The sequence below is a fragment of the Vibrio sp. OPT20 genome (genome assembly GCF_963889365.1).
GTDB lineage: Bacteria > Pseudomonadota > Gammaproteobacteria > Enterobacterales > Vibrionaceae > Vibrio > Vibrio splendidus.
The window spans coordinates 37184-56861 of sequence record NZ_CAWPOA010000001.1; the positions used below are offsets into that span (position 1 = coordinate 37184).

Sequence of the window (19678 nt, forward strand, 5' to 3'; positions counted from 1 at the left end):
CTCCATGGCACTACTTCAGATTGCAGAACCAGGGCAAAGCGCCGCTCCTCACCAGCATAAGCTTGCTGTGGGTATTGATTTAGGTACAACAAACTCGTTGGTTGCTGCAGTACGCAGTGGCGAGGCGAGTACACTCGTTGATCAACAAGGTCGAAGCATTTTACCTTCAGTTGTTCACTACCAATCGGAATCTTATACGACTGGTAATGAAGCGCGTGCAAATGCACAAACTGATCCTAAAAATACCATTATCTCAGTTAAGCGATTAATCGGTCGTTCACTGTCAGATATTCAACAGCGATACCCGTCTCTGCCATATCAGTTTGAAGAAAGTGATAATGGTTTGCCTGTGATTCGCACAGGGCAAGGCAACAAGAACCCAATTCAAGTATCAGCAGACATTCTGCGAGCGCTAGGTCAACGTGCTGAGTCAACACTAGGTGGCGAGCTATCTGGTGCAGTGATTACCGTTCCTGCGTACTTTGATGATGCACAGCGTGCCGGTACGAAAGACGCTGCGCAACTTGCTGGTCTTCACGTGTTACGTCTTCTTAATGAACCTACTGCCGCAGCGATTGCTTACGGTCTGGATTCCGGTAAAGAAGGGGTAATCGCCGTTTATGACTTGGGTGGTGGTACGTTTGATATCTCTATCCTACGCCTATCTAAAGGTGTCTTTGAAGTTTTAGCAACCGGTGGTGACTCTGCGCTAGGTGGCGATGACTTTGACCATTTGATTGCAGAGCATTTCCAAGCGCAAATGGGCTTATCAGAGCTAACGGCAGAACAGAACCGTATTCTTCTAGACGCAGCAACAGAAGCGAAGATTGGCTTATCTGAAGCTGAAAGTGTTGATGTTGACGTACTAGGTTGGTCTGGTTCATTAACTCGTGAAGAGTTCGAAGAGCTCATCAAGCCATTAGTTAAGAAAACGCTACTTTCGTGCCGTCGCGCACTGAAAGATGCTGAAGTTGACGCGGACGAAGTTCTGGAAGTGGTTATGGTTGGTGGTTCAACTCGTACCTTACTTGTCCGTGAAATGGTGGGTGGCTTCTTTGGTCGTACGCCATTAACCAGCATTAACCCTGATGAAGTGGTTGCGATTGGTGCGTCGATTCAAGCGGATATCTTAGTTGGCAACAAGCCTGACTCTGAGATGCTACTTCTAGATGTTATCCCACTTTCCTTAGGTATCGAAACTATGGGTGGCTTGGTCGAAAAGATCATCCCTCGTAACACCACGATCCCTGTTGCTCGCGCACAAGAATTTACCACGTTCAAAGACGGTCAAACTGCAATGACAGTGCACACCGTGCAAGGCGAGCGTGAAATGGTCGACGACTGTCGTTCACTAGCTCGATTTGCTCTGAAAGGCATTCCGCCAATGACAGCAGGTGCTGCGCATATTCGTGTCACTTACCAAGTGGATGCTGATGGCCTGCTATCGGTTACCGCGATGGAGAAGAGTACTGGCGTTCAAGCTGAAATCCAAGTTAAGCCTTCTTACGGTCTAAGTGACAACGAAGTAGCTAGCATGCTGAAAGATTCGATGACGTTTGCAAAAGAAGACATGCAAGCGCGCGCTCTGGCTGAGCAACGCGTAGAAGCGGATCGTGTTATCGAAGGCCTTATTGCTGCGATGCAAGCTGATGGTGACGAGCTGCTTGATGAACAAGGAAAACAACAACTTGTTCAAGCGATTGAAGCACTGATCGAAGTGCGTAATGGCGATAATTCCGATGCCATTGAACTAGAAATTAAGAATACCGACAAAGCGAGCCAAGACTTTGCTTCTCGTCGTATGGATAAATCAATTCGAGCTGCACTGTCAGGTCAGTCAGTCGATAATATTTAATAGTTAGAGAATAGATAAACATGCCAAAGATTATTGTTTTACCTCACGAAGATCTATGTCCAGAAGGCGCTGTTTTAGAAGCAAAAACTGGTGAGACGGTTCTTGATGTTGCACTGAAGGCCGGTATTGGTATTGAACACGCATGTGAAAAGTCGTGTGCATGTACTACATGTCACGTTGTGATTCGTGAAGGTTTCGACTCATTAGAAGAAAGTGATGACCTAGAAGACGACATGCTTGATAAAGCATGGGGTCTGGAAATGGAATCTCGTCTTGGTTGCCAAGCTAAAGTGGCGGATACTGACCTTGTTGTTGAGATTCCAAAGTACACATTGAACCTAGCTTCTGAAGAGCACTAAGAACTCAGCTCGGCTAAAACTGTTAGTAGAACTGGCATAGTATATAAATCATGAAGATGACAAATCGTCGCTGATAAATATAAGGAAGTGTTATGAGCTTGAAATGGATTGATTCGCGAGATATTGCGATTGAACTATGTGATTTATACCCAGATACCGATCCTAAAACGGTGCGTTTTACGGACTTGCATCAATGGGTGTTAGATCTCGAAGATTTTGATGATGAGCCGAATCACTCGAATGAGAAAATTCTAGAGGCCATTATTTTGTGCTGGATGGATGAGATGGACTAGCCCTCTTGTTCTATAATTTGGCCGTTGGTTGGAATTTATCCAATATAAAACACAGCCAAGTTAACAATTCTTACTAAAAAAAGCGGACCTTATGGTCCGTTTTTTTATCAAAATGACATTTTTCTCCTACATAATGCTAACATCAGTCCGCTAATAAAAAATAATCAGAATCACACACTCAAGGTGGTTCATGACAAGGAGAAATCATGTCTACACAGATGTCAGTATTTTTAAGTCAAGAAGCTGCCCAGCCTCAGTGGGGAGCAAGAGCTATTTTATCGTTTTCTGAAGCGGGAGCGACAATTCACATTGGTGAAGGCCACGATTTAGGGGCGGTTCAACGTGCTGGTCGTACGCTTGACGGACAAGGTATCGCATTGGTTTCACTTAGCGGTGAAGGGTGGGATTTAGAAAGCGTTTGGGCTTTCTACCAAGGCTACCGTGGACCAAAGAAAAAGAATGCATTGGAATGGGATGCACTTTCAGAAACCGACCAAGCTGAGCTAGAAGCTCGCATTCGCTCTACTGATTGGACTCGTGACATTATCAACAAAACCGCAGAAGAAGTGGCACCTCGTCAACTAGCGACGATGGCTGCGGAGTACATCAAGTCAGTGGCTCCTGCGGGCACAGTTAAAGCGAAAATCGTTAAAGACAAAGACCTACTAACCGAAGGTTGGGAAGGCATCTACGCGGTAGGCCGCGGCTCTGAGCGTACTTCTGCAATGCTTCAACTGGACTTCAACCCTACCGGCGACGAAGACGCACCTGTATTTGCTTGTCTGGTTGGTAAAGGTATCACTTTCGACTCAGGCGGTTACAGCATCAAGCCAGGTCAATTCATGACAGCAATGAAGGCTGACATGGGTGGCGCAGCAACTATTACTGGTGGTCTAGGTCTAGCGATTGAACGCGGTCTGAACAAGCGTATCAAGCTTATCCTATGTTGTGCAGAGAACATGATCTCGGGTCGTGCATTGAAGCTTGGCGACATCATTACTTACAAAAATGGTAAGACGGTTGAGATCATGAATACCGATGCGGAAGGTCGCTTGGTTCTTGCTGATGGTTTGATGTACGCAAGTGCACAAAACCCTGAGCTGATCATCGACTGTGCAACGCTAACCGGCGCGGCTAAAAATGCATTAGGTAATGACTACCACGCGCTATTGAGCTTCGATGATGAGTTGTCTCACCAAGCACTAACGGCTGCAAATCAAGAGAAAGAAGGCCTATGGCCATTGCCTCTTGCTGATTTCCACCGTGGCATGTTGCCTTCAAATTTTGCTGATCTATCAAACATCAGCTCTGGTGATTACACTCCGGGTGCAAGTACAGCTGCTGCGTTCCTTTCTTACTTTGTCGATGACTACAAAAAAGGTTGGATTCACATGGACTGCGCGGGTACTTACCGTAAATCATCAAGTGATAAGTGGGCTGCAGGCGCGACCGGTATGGGTGTTCGTACACTGGCTCGTCTTCTTATCGACCAAGCAAAATAATAATAAGAGTGAGCGGTATTTCGATACCGCTTATTCATCAACTCAGATCGAATGATCTCAGTAATTTCAGTATTTAATAACAAAAAAATGAAGTGAAGGAATCCCTATGGCTCTAGAAAGAACGTTCTCAATTGTTAAGCCGGATGCAGTTAAGCGTAACCTTGTTGGTGAAATCTACCACCGCATTGAAAAAGCAGGCCTACAGATTATTGCCGCTAAAATGGTTTCTCTTACTGAAGCGCAAGCAAGTGGCTTCTACGCAGAACATGAAGGTAAAGAGTTCTTTGGACCACTTAAAGAGTTCATGACTTCTGGTCCTATCATGGTTCAAGTACTTGAAGGCGAAAACGCGATTGCTCGTTACCGTGAACTAATGGGTAAAACTAACCCAGAAGAAGCGGCATGCGGCACTATCCGTGCTGACTACGCAATCAGCATGCGTTACAACTCAGTACACGGCAGCGACAGCCCTGAGTCTGCAGCTCGCGAAATCGAATTCTTCTTCCCAGAATCTGAAATTTGCCCGCGTCCAGCTGAATAAGCAGACAACAGCAAGTATCAATAAAGGCTTCACTTCGGTGAAGCCTTTTTCGTATGTGGACTTTGCATTCTCGATAATCTATTTAGTCGTCATTCCCGACAGCGACGTAGGAGTGTAATCGGGAATCTAAGTTTGTTATTGGAGATTCCAGATATCTCGTTCCTCGATTCTGGAATGACGAGCAAGTCGTGTTAGTTGGAAGTCGGGGGAAGGTAACGGGTAGCGTTAGCTGGAGATCGGAGAAAGGCTCGAATATTAGGTGGTTAAAGCCCGTCATTCCCGAAAGCGACAGGGTGTGAAATCGGGAATCTGAATTTACTATTGGAGATTCCAGATACCTCGTTCCTCAGTTCTGGAATGACGGGCTTTGAGGAGTTCATGACCTGATAGCGATGAATGGCGGGGCCACAATCTTGTGGTAAGTATTGGTGAGCTTGTGGAGATTATTTACGTCATTCCCGAAAGCGACGGAGGAGCGTAATCGGGAATCTTTTCTTTAATTTAGGTATTCTCAGACCGAACAAAACAATTGTTCAAGTTTTAATCGCTTAACTTTGAATGTCTTAATAAACACAGGGTTTTACAGCGCTTGTTGAAGTTGCGTAAAGCCTGTACAATTCGCGCCCTTAATTATTGTTCCGTCATTGAGAGGCATCATGACCACAGCTAAAGTCAATCTACTCGATTTTGATCGTAAAGGTCTTCGTAAATTTTTCACAGAAGAACTGAATGAGAAAGCGTTTCGAGCAGAGCAAGTGATGAAGTGGATTTATCACTTCGGTGTCGATGACTTCGAACAAATGAACAACATCAACAAAAAATTACGCGAGAAACTGCTGCATCGCTGTGAGATTGTTGCACCTATCGTTTCTGAAGCTCAGCACTCTGCAGATGGCACCATTAAATGGGCGATGAGCGTTGGTGACCAAGACGTTGAGACGGTATACATCCCTGATGGTGACCGTGCGACGCTATGTGTATCTTCACAGGTTGGTTGTGCACTAGAATGTAAATTCTGTTCTACGGCTCAACAAGGCTTCAACCGTAATCTGAAAGTTTCAGAGATCGTTGGTCAAATCTGGCGCGCTGCACGTGAAATCGGTTTAGAGAAAGATACGGGTCGTCGTCCAATTACTAACGTCGTAATGATGGGTATGGGTGAGCCTCTGCTTAACATGAAGAACCTAATTCCATCATTAGAGCTGATGCTTGATGATCTAGGATTCTCACTGTCTAAGCGTCGTGTGACAGTATCAACATCTGGTGTTGTTTCTGGTCTTGATCAGATGACAGACAACATCGATGTAGCTCTGGCGATTTCTCTACACGCACCAAACGATGCACTACGTAGCCAAATCATGCCAATCAACGACCGTTGGGATATCCAAGATTTCCTAGCATCGGTTCGTCGTTACATTGCTTCTTCAAATGCTAACCGCGGTAAAGTAACGGTTGAGTACGTTCTATTGGATCATGTGAATGATGATATGGACCATGCTCGTGAACTTGCTGAGCTAATGAAAGAGACGCCTTGTAAGATCAACTTGATTCCATTCAACCCTTATCCGGGTTCGCCTTACAAGAAGCCAAGCAACTCTCGAATTGATCGCTTCCAAAAAACGCTGATGGAATACAACTACACAGTAACGGTTCGTAAAACACGTGGTGATGATATTGATGCCGCATGTGGTCAGCTGGTTGGTGATGTCATTGATAGAACCAAGCGTACTAAAATGCTGAAAGCCGCCTCTGAAGCTAACTTAATCGCAGGTGATGTGATTCAAGTAAAAGCGGTTTAAATACCATTTAGAACTAAACAAGCCAGAAGGAATCCTTCTGGCTTGTTGCTTTTCTGGAAGGTGAATTTCCAATAATTGGATTTTTTCCCCACGCTTTCTTACATTTTTCGTTAAATTTTGGACAAAACCATGAGCTGACGGTAAATTTTGTCGAAAGTGTTTTTGCCTTGTAATGGCATTAGCTTATGATTAAATAATCTTAAATTAATTTAAGTGCTCGCTTGTTACCCGATAATCGTCAATGTGTCTATTTAGGTTGTCTACTTGATAAACTAGCTTCCTGAGAAAGTCGCTCACCAACAGTGTGTGGTTTTCTACTTTAAGGGTTGATGAACCGGGTGACAGGAAAAATTCCACATAGTAGGTTGTAAGATTGAGCTTAAACGAAAATAAAAAATGCTCTCATCAACCTGCAATAATACTTTAGAAGTTCACTCTCTATGAACACAGAACAAGAAACACAAACGCAAGAAACTGTCGCTCCAGCAATTGAAGCGGGAACGCTGCTCAAAAATAAACGAGAATCTCTTGGTTTAACACAAAAGCAGATCTCTGATCGCTTGAAGCTACGCGTTACGCTTATCCAGCAAATTGAAGAAAACCAATTCGAGTCAGATCAGGTTGCCACCTTTATGCGTGGTTACATTCGTTCATACGCGAAATACGTCAATCTTGATGAAAAAGTCGTGTTGAACGCGCTTCATCATTCTGGTGATGCCCAACATCAAGAACAAGAAATGTTGAGCTTCTCTCGTAAGACTAAAACCGAGAAGCACAACAGCCGTATTATGCTCCTTACTTGGAGCATCTTTGCTGTGATTGTGGGTATCTCCTCACTTTGGTGGTGGCAGAACCAACAGCAAGACACCTTATCTCAATCTTTAGCCAATACTGAAAGCTCGGAAGAGCTAGTGGTAGAAGAGTCGCTTGATCCTGAACTGACTTCACTCGAAGTGATTGAAGCAGAACAAAACACAGAGACATCTCCTGTTACTGAAAACTCTGATGAGCTTACTGAAGTGAGTTCAGCTGAAGATTCAGTAACTCTTGACCCTGTTGAAGTCATTGAAGAAGCACCAGAAGCAGCAGACGTTGCTTCGGTTACTGCGGAACCAGAGACTGTAGCGCCTGAAGCTGTGGTTAACGAGCTAGTGATGCAGTTCTCTGCTGATTGCTGGATCCAAGTGAAAGATGCTTCGGGCAAAACGTTATCTACCGGCATTAAAAAAGCAGGCCAGACATTAAATCTTTCTGGAACTGCACCATATAAAGTGATTCTGGGTGCGCCTGAAGGCGTATCGATGACATTTGCAAGTGAACCTGTCGACCTTTCTGGGTATACTTCAGGCAAAGTAGCTAGAATAACCTTACCTTAGAGTTAATATGCAACACGAATCTCCTATTATTCGTCGCAAATCAACCCGTATTTATGTGGGTGATGTGCCGATCGGTGATGGTGCACCAATTGCTGTGCAATCCATGACCAACACAAGAACAACAGATGTCGCCGCGACCGTCGCTCAAATTAGAGCTTTGGAAAAAGTGGGGGCAGATATCGTTCGCGTATCTGTACCGACTATGGAGGCCGCTGAAGCTTTTAAGCTAATCAAGCAGCAGGTCTCTGTTCCTTTGGTTGCTGACATTCACTTCGACTACCGTATCGCTCTTAAAGTGGCAGAGTATGGGGTTGACTGTCTGCGTATCAACCCAGGTAACATCGGTAACGAAAGCCGCATTCGCTCTGTTGTGGATTGTGCTCGTGATATGAATATCCCGATTCGTATTGGTGTTAACGGTGGTTCTCTTGAAAAAGAGATCCAAGAGAAATACACAGAGCCTACAGCGGAAGCGCTGGTTGAATCTGCAATGCGTCACGTCGATATCCTAGACCGTCTGAACTTTGATCAATTTAAAGTCAGCGTGAAGGCTTCTGATGTATTCCTAGCCGTCGGTTCTTACCGTTTGCTTGCTAAGCAGATTGACCAACCACTTCACTTAGGTATTACTGAAGCGGGTGGAGCACGTGCTGGTTCTGTGAAATCGGCTGTAGGTTTAGGCATGTTATTGTCTGAAGGTATCGGCGATACGCTGCGTATCTCGCTAGCAGCAGATCCAATCGAAGAGATCAAAGTTGGCTTTGATATTCTCAAATCTTTGCGCATTCGCTCGCGTGGTATCAACTTCATTGCGTGCCCAAGCTGTTCTCGTCAAGAGTTCGATGTTATCAACACCGTTAACGCCCTTGAAGAACGCTTAGAAGACATAGTGACTCCAATGGATGTCTCTATCATCGGTTGTGTCGTTAACGGCCCTGGTGAAGCTGAAGTGTCTCACTTAGGCCTTGCGGGCAGTGCTCGTAAGAGTGCCTTCTACGAAGACGGTAAGCGTCAGAAAGAGCGTTTTGACAACGATGACCTTGTCGACAAGCTTGAAGCGAAGATCCGAGCAAAAGCATCGGTGCTTGATAAAGCAAATCGCATTGATGTAGAAAACTTAGAAGATTAATACAACGCGATGGGGTGTGTTTGTCTATTCGCACTAACACCTGGTCGTGAGAAATTACGGAATAAATACTGTGGCTAAAAATATCCAAGCAATTCGAGGCATGAACGACTGCCTACCAACTCAATCACCACTGTGGCAGAAAGTAGAAAGCGCAGTTAAAAGTGTGGTGAGTGCATACGGTTACAACGAAGTACGTATGCCTATCGTTGAAGAAACGAACCTATTTAGCCGTGCGGTTGGTGAAGAGACAGACGTTGTTTCTAAAGAGATGTACACCTTTGATGACCGTAATGGCGATAGCCTAACGCTGCGTCCAGAAGGCACAGCAGGTTGTGTACGTTCATGTATTCAAAACAGCCTTATCAACCGTGATGAGCAGCGCCTATGGTACATGGGTCCAATGTTCCGTCACGAGCGTCCTCAAAAAGGTCGTTACCGTCAATTCCACCAATGTGGTGTTGAAGTGTTTGGCCTAGACGGTCCAGACGTTGACGCAGAACTTATCATGATGACAGCACGTCTATGGCGTGAACTAGGCATCGATAAGCACGTTCGCCTCGAGTTGAACTCAATCGGTTCTCAAGAAGATCGCGTAAGCTATCGTACAGCGTTAGTGGCTTTCCTTGAGCAACACATTGATGTGCTAGATGAAGACTGCAAACGTCGCATGCACACTAACCCTCTACGTGTACTTGATACTAAGAACCCGGATGTTCAAGCTATCTTAGGTGACGCACCTCGACTATCTGAATATTTAGGTGAAGAATCGAAGCAACATTTTGCTGGTTTGTGTGAACTTCTTGACGCTGTTGGTATCGAATACCAAGTTAATGAGCGTCTAGTACGTGGCCTAGATTACTACAACCGCACAGTATTTGAGTGGATCACTGATAGCCTTGGTGCTCAAGGTACAGTTTGTGGCGGCGGTCGTTACGATGGTCTTGTTGAGCAACTAGGCGGCAAAGCAACCAATGCTGTTGGCTTCGCAATGGGTCTAGAGCGTCTAGTTCTTATGATGGAAACGCTAGAGCTAACAGAAGTTCGCCGTAGCGTTGACGTATACGTGGTTGCTGCTGGCGAAGGTACTATGATCGCAGGCATGCAGTTAGCGAATCAATTACGCGATACCGTTGAAGGCGTACGCGTAATGAACCACTTCGGTGGTGGTAACTTCAAGAAGCAATTCAAGCGTGCTGACAAAGTAGGTGCTGTTGTGGCGCTGGTACTTGGTGAGAACGAAGTTGCTGACAATACAGTTGTGCTAAAAGATCTGGTTGGCGGCGAGCAAGAAACCGTGTCTCAAACGGACGTTGCAGAGAAAGTTGCTGCGCTAATCTAATTAGCCATTGAGCAAACGCTCATCATGAATATCAACGTCAGCACTATGCTGGCGTTTAAAGAATTAAAGAGGACAGGAAGTGGAACTTTACGATAGCGAAGAGCAACAAGTTGAAGCCATTAAAGATTGGTGGAAAGAGAACGGTAAAGCCGTAATCTTTGGTGCAGTTATTGGTTTAGGCGGTCTATTTGGCTGGCGCTATTACCAAGATTCAGTCGTTGAAGCGCGTGAAGTCGCTTCAGAAGGCTACACCTCTGTAATTTCAGCTCTTGATGCTAAGGGCGTTGATGCTCAATCTGATATTCAAGCTTTTATCGACGCTAACAAAGACGCTGAATACTCTGTACTTGCTGCTATGCAATTAGCAAAAGCGCAAGTTCAAGCGGGTGACCTTGCAGCTGCACTTGAACAGCTTGAGTGGGCAAAATCGGCAACTAAGGATGCGGCACTTACGCCTCTACTGACTTACCGTGCTGCACGTATCAAAGCTGAGCAAGGTGAATTTGACGCAGCATTGACTGATCTTGAAGCGATGACTGACGAATCTTGGACAGGCCGTGTTGCTGAACTGCGAGGTGATATCTCACTTCGTAAAGGCGATACAGATGCGGCTTACAGTGCTTACTCTGAAGCACAACAAGCAGCTGATGCGAGCCAAACGCTTCAAATCAAACTTGACGACCTAGCTAAATAAGGCGCTTTGAATGAAGAAGATGTTTCCAAAAGCGGCGTTGTGTGCGATTGCTCTTGGCCTATTGGCTGGCTGTGCGGGTGAAGAAGACACCGTAATCATGGCGCCAGTACCAACAGTAAATAGCGAGTTCACTCCTAGTCAGGAATGGTCTACGTCGGTTGGTGATGGTGTTGGCCACTACTTTTCAAAACTAACGCCAGAATTGGCTTACGACAAAGTGTTTGTTGCGAGCCGTGAAGGTATGGTTAAAGCGCTTGACCCTGAAACAGGTAAAGAGCTGTGGAAAGTCGATCTTGAGAAAGAAGTACTGGCTCGTTTATCGGGTGGCTTAACGGCGGCTTACGGCAAAGTATTTGTTGGTTCTGAAAATGGCGAAGTGATCGCGATGGATGAATCAACTGGTGAAGAGCTGTGGCGTGTATCAGTGAATGGTGAGGTGCTTGCATCCCCAGCAACTGAAAGCAACATGGTTATTGTTCATACCAGTCGCGGTATGCTGATCGCGTTAGATCAAGAAAGCGGCGAACAAAAATGGACGATTAGCACTGAAGTTCCAAGCCTAACACTTCGTGGCGATAGCTCGCCTGTTGCGGTTTCTGGTGGTGTATTCTGGGGGACTGCAAATGGTCGTTTAGCAGCCGCTATTGTTGACCGTGGTCAGCTTATTTGGCAACAGCCAGTAGGCACACCAAAAGGTGCAACGGAAATCGATCGCTTGGTTGATGTTGATGCATCACCGATTGTTCTTGGCGGAACCCTGTATACCGTAGGTATCAATGGTCAACTAATCGCTATCGATCTCCGTTCTGGTAAGCCAATTTGGAAGCGTAACTACTCGTCAGCGATTGACTTAGCGAGTGATGGTAGCCGTTTGTTCGTTGTTACCGACAAAGACCATGTGGTTGCGGTTGATGCGCGTAGTGGTACTGAACTTTGGAGCACTCCATTGTTAGAAAACCGCTTACTGACAGCACCTGCTATTATTAATGGTTATGTAGTTGTGGGTGACACAGAAGGTTATCTGCACTGGTTAGATCGTTCATCGGGTGAGTTTGTTGCTCAACAGCTCGTCGATGATAGCGGCTTTGCGGTTGCGCCAATTGAAATGCCTGAAGGCTACTTAGTGACGACTCGCAATGGCGATGTAAAGAAACTAACGATTAGCCAATAAAAGCGTGATACAATTCACAGTCGGCTCCTGGTTGGTAACAGCTAGGAGCCGTTTTGTTGTTATAAATTAATAAACCGTGTGGTTATAGGTAAGAGTTTAAACTTGCGATCAAGTGCTTACCTATAACTACATTTAGAGAAGAAATTGTAGAGGTTGTTATGGTACCTGTTGTTGCTCTAGTAGGGCGTCCGAACGTAGGTAAATCTACGTTATTTAACCGATTGACTCGAACTCGTGATGCATTGGTTGCGGATTTCCCTGGCTTAACGCGTGACCGTAAATACGGTCATGCTCATTTTAGCGAGCATGACTTTATTGTTATTGACACTGGTGGTATCGACGGTACCGAAGAAGGTGTTGAAACTAAAATGGCTGAACAGTCGCTAGCGGCGATTGATGAAGCTGATGTCGTTCTATTTATGGTAGATGGCCGTGCGGGTCTAACACCTTCAGACGTGGCTATTGCTAAGCACCTTCGTCAACTAGAAAAGCCTTCAATGCTAGTAGTAAACAAGGTTGATGGTATCGACCCTGATGCTGCAAGTGCTGATTTCTGGCAACTAGGCGTAGAAGACATGTACCAAATCGCTGCAGCACACGGTCGTGGCGTGACAGCGTTGATTGATCTTGCTCTTAACCCGTTCGCAGAAGCGTTAAAAGCAGAGAATGGCGAAGTAAGCGATTTAACTGAGTTTGAAGACGAAGAAGAAGAGCAAGTTGATTTCACTGAAGAAGAAGCTGAAGAAGAATTCAAGCGCCTTCAAGATCAACCAATTAAGCTAGCGATCATTGGCCGTCCTAACGTTGGTAAATCAACACTAACTAACCGTATTCTTGGTGAAGAACGTGTTGTTGTTTACGATATGCCAGGCACAACTCGTGACTCTATCTACATTCCAATGCAGCGTGATGAGCGTGAATACGTTCTGATTGATACTGCAGGTGTTCGTCGTCGTAAAAATATCAACGAAACAGTAGAGAAGTTCTCAGTGGTTAAAACACTGAAAGCAATTGAAGATGCTAACGTTGTATTGCTGCTTATTGATGCTCGAGACAACATCTCTGATCAAGATTTAAGCTTGTTAGGCTTTGCGTTGAATGCTGGTCGTTCAATTGTTATTGCAGTAAACAAGTGGGATGGTCTAGACAGCGATGTTAAAGATCGCGTTAAGAAAGAACTAGACCGTCGTTTAGGTTTCGTTGATTTCGCACGTATTCACTTTATCTCTGCACTTCACGGTACAGGTGTTGGTCACTTGTTTGAATCTGTTCAAGAAGCTTACAAGTCAGCAACGACTCGTGTTGGTACTTCTGTGCTAACTCGTATCATGAAGATGGCGACTGATGATCACCAACCGCCTATGGTTCGTGGCCGTCGTGTTAAATTGAAATACGCGCACGCTGGTGGCTACAACCCACCGATTATCGTTATCCACGGTAACCAAGTACGTAACTTGCCAGATTCATACAAACGATTCTTGATGAACTACTACCGTCGTTCACTAGAGATTATGGGTACACCTATTCGCATTCAATTCCAGAACAGCGAGAACCCATTTGAAGCTAAGACAACCAAGCTGACAATTTCTCAAGAACGTAAACGTAAGCGTATGATGAGCATGGTTAAAGGTCGTAAGTAAACCTTTCCAATAGATTTGATACCCGAGCCTGTCTCGGGTATTTTTTTAAGCAAAATTCACGTTAAGCCATAACCTCATATCTCCATATCGTGATGGGTTAACGAATTAGACTCAATTTCAAAAGAAGAACGATATGACCACTAGCGATCCAATGACACCAGCGACATCCATGAAACCAATAATAGTTATCACACCAACCATTATTCAATTTTGTCATCAGGCTTGGCAGATCAATGCAAAGGCGTTGTACGTTGAAAACGATGACAGCAAAACCTACCTGATCACCGACATGACGCCTTTCCACCCAGTAAGTCATATTTGGCCAGACCACCCAGCAGACCAAGGTTTTGTGAATGTTGGTGACGTGCAATATCCAGTTGAAGACTGTCTTGTTGGTGCAATAGAACAATCTACTGGCAAGCTTCATATCGCAGAAGATATCCCTGTTAAGCGTGATACGGAAGGGTGGGCGTTTGTGGTTGTCCACCAGCTCCCCGCATCTGCTTCTATGATTAAGGTTAGCGACGAAGTCCTGTTGTCGGTTGATAAAGAGTATCAAGCTAGTTTGAGCCGTGGTCACAGCGCTGGCCACATCGCTTTCCTAGCCTTGAATAAAGTATTGGCTGAGAGCTACTGGCGTAAAGATGCAGATAGAAAAGATCCGCTTGGCAGTTACGACTTCAATAGCTACGCGCAAGTGACTAGCTTTGTGACTCCAGAGTTGTGTACCGATAAGTATCGTTTGGGAAAAACCCTGAAGAAGCGCGGTTTGAACGTTGCAGACATGCTAACCAATCTTGATGGTATCGAAGCCGACATCAATCAGATGATTAAAGGTTGGCTCGCAGACTCAACGCCAGTAGCAATGAGACTGGAAGGTGAGGCATTAACAGACTCTCGCTATTGGGAATGGCAGTTGGATAGCGACATTTTAGTGTCTATTCCGTGTGGTGGTACTCACATCGAGAATACGTCAGAGCTTAAGTCTTTATCGGTTAAGTTAACCCAGTTAGATGACCAGCATATTGAAATGCTGACGCATGTAATACGATGATTTAGACTACAGATTGAAATGGCTTGTGCTGTTTATTTTATTTTTACATGTAACTTTTAATATAAATGACTATTTAAAATTGAAATGCAGCACATGTAACTTATGCTTTCGGTGTGTGGTGATATAAATATTCTTTTTGGGGTAGATCGCTGATCAAAATAGATAAAGCGAAAGATCAACCTATGATCTTCGATTGTGTGTACGGCTTATTTAGTGTGTTATTATTAACCAATAGTAAGCTTGCATAAGAACAAGCTGTACCCTATTACACAATTGAAAGCTTTAGTGAATGGAACAACAATTTTTATTAGAAGGCCACCGAGCCGTCAATAGTTTGCTGCGCAAGCTTGCTCTTGGGATGGATCGCAAAGATTTAAACCATAAGATCATTCAGCTTACCGAGCAGATTTTTGGGCAGCGTATGGCTTCAATTTTACTGCTCAACTCAGAGTCTAAAACTTTACACCTTGAATATGCCCCAAACCTGCCTGATTTTTACAATCAGCAGATAGAAGGGGTTGGGATTGGTGCAGGAATAGGTTCTTGTGGCGAGGCGGCTGCGCTTAAGAAAGCAGTGATGGTCTCCAACATAAATGCACATCCAAACTGGGCACCTTTTTTAGCCCTCACCAATCAAGCGAATCTGCATGCCTGTTGGTCGGTACCTATCATCTCATCGCACGGTCATGTACTGGGTACCTTTGCCATTTATAGCCAGTACATATCTGAGCCGCATGAATTTGAGCTCGAGATTTTAGAACTACTGGCTTCCCTGTATTCGGTAGCACTAGAAAAGTTCGAGTTGGAGAATCAGCTTAACTTTTTCGCCAATCGTGATTCTCTTACCCATTGCTTGAATCGTCGCGCATTGTTTAATGAAGCTGAGAAAGTGTTGGCTAAGCGATGCTTTTCAGAAAAGGTGATGGCGTGTTTGTTTGTTGATGTCGATAAGTTCAAATCGATAAATGATACCTATGGCCATAGTTTTGGTGATGATGTGCTGTTGGCGGTTGCCGAAGTTCTTGATGAGGCAACCACAGCATGTGCCAAGATAGGGCGTTATGGTGGCGATGAGTTTGTGGTGTTCTCTTGCTTTGATGATCAAGAAAGCGTTGTTAGTTTCTACCACAGCTTAGAGAAAGCACTGCAACAAGCGCTTTATATCAATGATGTGCAGTTCTCAGTGAGTGTTGGATTGTCTTGTGAGAAAGATCCTCAAGGATTAGACCAGTTGATCGCACAAGCTGATAAGAACATGTACCAAATCAAGCAAGCGAAGTCTCAGCGGTAGTAGATTGTAAAAATAGTAGTGAATTAGGAAATGCTAATGAGTGAAAATATCTGCCCTAAGTGTCAGTCTGAGCTAGCTTGGGATGGCAAGTATCACTGTGAAAGTTGTCAGGCTCACTTTACTAAAGTTGGGTTTTGCCCTGAGTGCAGCAGCCAACTTGAGAAGCTTCAAGCCTGTGGTGCGGCGAGCTATTTTTGCAACGGTGATTGCAACGAGTTGAAATCAAAGTCGAGAGTAAAATTCGAATTCCAACCAGCGGAATAGCCTTAAACAGCATGGTTTGAACGACCATCGGTGATGTTATACCAGAGACCCAATACCAAAGTGTTGGGTCTTTTTTGTATCTGATGAACAGGAATGTGTCATCTTGGTTCATTCTCATCGTCACTGCACCAGTATGAAACATAGTGACATGATTGCTATGCACTTTATTGGTGTGGCTGGCTATTAAGTTTAATTAATACAAAAGCTTATAAATTTATTGATTGCTTTTTAAGTTTGGCACTCTTCTTGTAACTCTGTAATTGAATAACAAAAATACAATTATGGAGTAATATCATGAACAAGGTGTTCAATTTATCGCTAGCTGCACTGTGTACAACACTTTCATTTTCTTCTGCAACAGTGTTTGCTGCTGATGAGACCATCAAGGTCGGTGTTCTACACTCACTCTCTGGCACTATGGCGATCAGTGAGACAACGCTAAAAGATACCGTGCTAATGCTTATCGAAGAGCAGAACAAAAAGGGCGGTTTGCTTGGCAAGAAGCTAGAACCTGTCGTGGTTGACCCTGCGTCAAACTGGCCGCTATTTGCAGAAAAAGCACGTGAGCTTATCGAAAAAGAGAAAGTGGATGTGGTGTTCGGTGGTTGGACATCGGTATCACGTAAATCCATGCTGCCTGTTTTTGAAGAACTCAACAGCATCCTTTTCTACCCAGTACAGTATGAAGGCGAAGAGTCTTCTAAAAACGTTTTCTACACCGGTGCCGCGCCAAACCAACAAGCGATACCTGCAGTGGATTACTTGATGGAAGAGCTTGAAGTTGAGCGTTGGGTACTTGCAGGTACCGATTACGTTTATCCACGTACTACCAATAAGATCCTTGAAGCCTACCTAAAAGATAAAGGTGTCGCAGAAGAAGACATCATGATCAACTACACGCCATTTGGTCACTCTGATTGGCAATCTATCGTTTCAGACATCAAGAAGTTCGGTGAAGCGGGCAAGAAAACCGCTGTGGTTTCTACTGTGAATGGCGATGCGAACGTACCTTTTTATAAAGAGCTTGGTGCTCAAGGCATTTCATCTGAAGACATCCCAGTTATTGCATTCTCTGTTGGTGAAGAAGAACTGTCAGGCATGGACACAGAACCGCTGGTAGGTCATCTAGCGGCGTGGAACTACTTCATGAGTGTTGATACTGAAGCCAATGAAGAGTTCGTTGAAACGTGGCAGTCGTTCATCAAGAGTGAAAATCGTGTCACCAATGACCCAATGGAAGCGCACTATGTTGGCTTCAACATGTGGGCTCAAGCGGTTACTAATGCGGGCACAACCGATCCTGAATCTGTGCAAGATGCCTTGATTGGCGTGTCTGTACCTAACCTTTCTGGCGGCTACTCTACCATGCTGCCAAATCACCACATCACCAAACCAGTACTGATCGGTGAAATCCAAGACGATGGTCAATTCGACATTGTTTGGGAAACCACTGGACTAGTGGCGGGTGATGCTTGGTCGAGTTACTTACCTGAATCGGCAAAACTGTTCTCTAGCTGGTCGAAGCCATTCTCATGTGGTGCGTTTAACGTCGAAACGAAGAAGTGTTCTGGCGGTAACTAGAGCGTCAATTCAGGAATATTGAGCCTTCCGGTTTGGGAAGAACGCGTCTGTTTAACGGGCGAAGCGAACGGAAGGCTCATCGTTTCAGGTAACAACCACTATCCACACATCCTCCAAGTAAAAATAACAATATCTAACTTGGTTGGTTAAGGAAGCAGGGATGAAAAACGTATTAAACGTATTTAAGGCGCTGTTGCTCATGGCAGTCAGTGCTCAGTTGGCTTTTGCGGGAATAACGGATGAAGCTAGCTTTACCAAGGCGCTAGTTGGTAAAAAAACATCGGATAAAGAATTAGCTATCGATTGGGTGATTGAGACGCAAACGGAAGGTGTGTCGAAACCTATTTTAGATGGCTGGTTAAACGGAAACCTTTATTACTTCAATGAGAAACAGAGCGAGCAGTACAAACAGCTCTACCTCATTCAAAGCATCAAAACAGCGACGTCAGCTCAGTCAGTATGGACTGATTCAACGCTGAATATCGAGAAAACGAGACAGTTTAAAAAGGTTCGTGTGAATAACAAACTTCGCGGGATCTTGCGCGGGGAAATTGCTTCTATCGGACTCAACAGCAGTAATCCTGATGTGCGTTATAAAGCTGTTTTGGATCTACTAGGGACCAAAGACGCTGACATCATTGAACGCATAGCTGAACTCAGAGCCAATGAATCAGATGGCAAAGTAGCCGAGCTAATGGATTTGTCGTTAGCGATTTTCACTTCTCTTAATAACAGTGCCACCACTGAAGATCGTGTGGCTTCAATTGAACGAGTTGGCGACTTCAAACACTCGGTCGTTCTGAAAACACTGAACCAACTACTGAACAGTGAGCAAGATCCAAGCATTACCGCTGCAGCAGAACGTGCGATGGATAGCTATCAACAAAGCCAAGCACTCTATTCGGGTGTAGAAACCGTATTCTTCGGTTTGAGTTTAGGTTCGGTATTGGTGCTAGCGGGTATCGGCTTAGCGATCACTTTTGGTGTGATGGGTGTTATCAACATGGCTCATGGCGAGTTGATCATGATTGGCGCTTATACCACCTATGTCATGCAATTGTTGATGCCCAATCATATTGGTTTGGCTCTGATCCTCTCTATCCCTGCTGCGTTTATTGTTTCTGGTTTGGTGGGCATTGTGATCGAGCGAAGTGTGATTCGTCATCTTTATGGTCGCCCATTGGAAACCTTACTTGCGACCTTTGGTATCAGCTTGATCTTGCAGCAAGCCGTTCGCTCGATTTTCTCTCCATTGAACCGCTCAGTAAGCACGCCTGAATGGATGTCTGGCGCACTTCAATTGAACCCAATGTTGTCCCTGACTTACAACCGACTTTATATCATCCTGTTCTGTGGTTTGGTGTTTATGGGCTTATTAATGGTTCTGAAAAAGACACCACTAGGCTTACAGGTTCGTGCGGTTTCTCAAAACCGTGGCATGGCTCGTGCGATGGGTATTCGTTCTGAGCGAGTTGATGCGATGACCTTCGGTTTAGGCTCTGGCGTTGCGGGTGTCGCGGGTGTGGCACTTTCTCAACTGACTAACGTCGGTCCAAATATGGGGCAGGCATACATCATCGACTCATTCATGGTGGTGGTGTTCGGCGGTGTTGGCAACCTATGGGGCACGCTAGTCGCTGGCTTAAGCCTTGGTCTGTTCAACAAGATTTTAGAACCATGGGCTGGTGCGGTTCTCGCCAAGATTCTGGTACTGGTTTTCATCATTCTGTTTATTCAAAAACGCCCACGCGGACTCTTCCCGCAACGTGGTCGTGCGGCTGAAGGTTAAG

General features: G+C 45.0%; 17 protein-coding genes. All 17 read left to right on the forward strand.

Annotated features, from left to right (window positions below):
• Nucleotides 1-4: 4 nt before the first annotated feature.
• The 17 genes from hscA to urtB all read left to right on the forward strand — a co-directional run bounded on the left by hscA (nucleotide 5) and on the right by urtB (nucleotide 19677).
• Nucleotides 5-1855 (forward strand): Fe-S protein assembly chaperone HscA, encoded by a 1851-nt coding sequence (hscA, locus tag AACR09_RS00190; protein ID WP_193835846.1) that lies wholly within the window; start codon nucleotides 5-7, stop codon nucleotides 1853-1855.
• 20 nt (nucleotides 1856-1875) lie between these two features.
• A complete protein-coding gene (gene fdx / locus AACR09_RS00195; protein ID WP_004735098.1) occupies nucleotides 1876-2214 on the forward strand; it encodes an ISC system 2Fe-2S type ferredoxin in 339 nt (112 codons plus the stop codon).
• 92 nt (nucleotides 2215-2306) lie between these two features.
• On the forward strand, nucleotides 2307-2507 hold the full coding sequence (gene iscX / locus AACR09_RS00200; RefSeq protein ID WP_004735099.1) for a Fe-S cluster assembly protein IscX: 201 nt from the start codon (nucleotides 2307-2309) through the stop codon (nucleotides 2505-2507).
• A gap of 206 nt (nucleotides 2508-2713) precedes the next feature.
• Nucleotides 2714-4009, forward strand: coding sequence for an aminopeptidase PepB (gene pepB, locus AACR09_RS00205; RefSeq protein WP_017079868.1), 1296 nt, complete (start codon nucleotides 2714-2716; stop codon nucleotides 4007-4009).
• Between the two features lie 106 nt (nucleotides 4010-4115).
• Entirely contained in the window at nucleotides 4116-4550 is a 435-nt protein-coding gene (gene ndk, locus AACR09_RS00210) for a nucleoside-diphosphate kinase (protein WP_004735101.1), read from the forward strand.
• A 656-nt stretch (nucleotides 4551-5206) separates the two neighbouring features.
• Nucleotides 5207-6349: a bifunctional tRNA (adenosine(37)-C2)-methyltransferase TrmG/ribosomal RNA large subunit methyltransferase RlmN gene (locus tag AACR09_RS00215; protein WP_004735102.1), complete on the forward strand. Its 1143-nt coding sequence runs from the start codon at nucleotides 5207-5209 to the stop codon at nucleotides 6347-6349.
• Between the two features lie 440 nt (nucleotides 6350-6789).
• A complete protein-coding gene (gene rodZ / locus AACR09_RS00220; protein WP_017084407.1) occupies nucleotides 6790-7725 on the forward strand; it encodes a cytoskeleton protein RodZ in 936 nt (311 codons plus the stop codon).
• A gap of 7 nt (nucleotides 7726-7732) precedes the next feature.
• Entirely contained in the window at nucleotides 7733-8854 is a 1122-nt protein-coding gene (gene ispG / locus AACR09_RS00225) for a flavodoxin-dependent (E)-4-hydroxy-3-methylbut-2-enyl-diphosphate synthase (RefSeq protein ID WP_004735104.1), read from the forward strand.
• A 70-nt stretch (nucleotides 8855-8924) separates the two neighbouring features.
• Nucleotides 8925-10193, forward strand: a complete 1269-nt coding sequence (gene hisS / locus AACR09_RS00230) for a histidine--tRNA ligase (protein ID WP_054548098.1) — start codon at nucleotides 8925-8927, stop codon at nucleotides 10191-10193.
• 79 nt (nucleotides 10194-10272) lie between these two features.
• A complete protein-coding gene (locus AACR09_RS00235; protein ID WP_004735106.1) occupies nucleotides 10273-10887 on the forward strand; it encodes a YfgM family protein in 615 nt (204 codons plus the stop codon).
• A 10-nt stretch (nucleotides 10888-10897) separates the two neighbouring features.
• Nucleotides 10898-12058 carry an outer membrane protein assembly factor BamB gene (gene bamB / locus AACR09_RS00240; protein WP_017084409.1) on the forward strand — a complete coding sequence of 387 codons (1161 nt, stop codon included), beginning with the start codon at nucleotides 10898-10900 and terminating at the stop codon, nucleotides 12056-12058.
• Between the two features lie 158 nt (nucleotides 12059-12216).
• Nucleotides 12217-13698, forward strand: coding sequence for a ribosome biogenesis GTPase Der (der, locus tag AACR09_RS00245; RefSeq protein ID WP_004735108.1), 1482 nt, complete (start codon nucleotides 12217-12219; stop codon nucleotides 13696-13698).
• A gap of 133 nt (nucleotides 13699-13831) precedes the next feature.
• A complete protein-coding gene (locus tag AACR09_RS00250; RefSeq protein WP_193835847.1) occupies nucleotides 13832-14752 on the forward strand; it encodes an alanyl-tRNA editing protein in 921 nt (306 codons plus the stop codon).
• 289 nt (nucleotides 14753-15041) lie between these two features.
• Nucleotides 15042-16043 carry a GGDEF domain-containing protein gene (locus AACR09_RS00255; protein ID WP_017090950.1) on the forward strand — a complete coding sequence of 334 codons (1002 nt, stop codon included), beginning with the start codon at nucleotides 15042-15044 and terminating at the stop codon, nucleotides 16041-16043.
• A gap of 36 nt (nucleotides 16044-16079) precedes the next feature.
• Entirely contained in the window at nucleotides 16080-16307 is a 228-nt protein-coding gene (locus AACR09_RS00260; protein WP_017056199.1) for a zinc ribbon domain-containing protein, read from the forward strand.
• 294 nt (nucleotides 16308-16601) lie between these two features.
• Entirely contained in the window at nucleotides 16602-17888 is a 1287-nt protein-coding gene (gene urtA, locus AACR09_RS00265; RefSeq protein WP_054542220.1) for an urea ABC transporter substrate-binding protein, read from the forward strand.
• A gap of 160 nt (nucleotides 17889-18048) precedes the next feature.
• Nucleotides 18049-19677: an urea ABC transporter permease subunit UrtB gene (gene urtB, locus AACR09_RS00270; RefSeq protein WP_193835848.1), complete on the forward strand. Its 1629-nt coding sequence runs from the start codon at nucleotides 18049-18051 to the stop codon at nucleotides 19675-19677.
• The last annotated feature ends 1 nt before the right edge of the window (nucleotide 19678 follow it).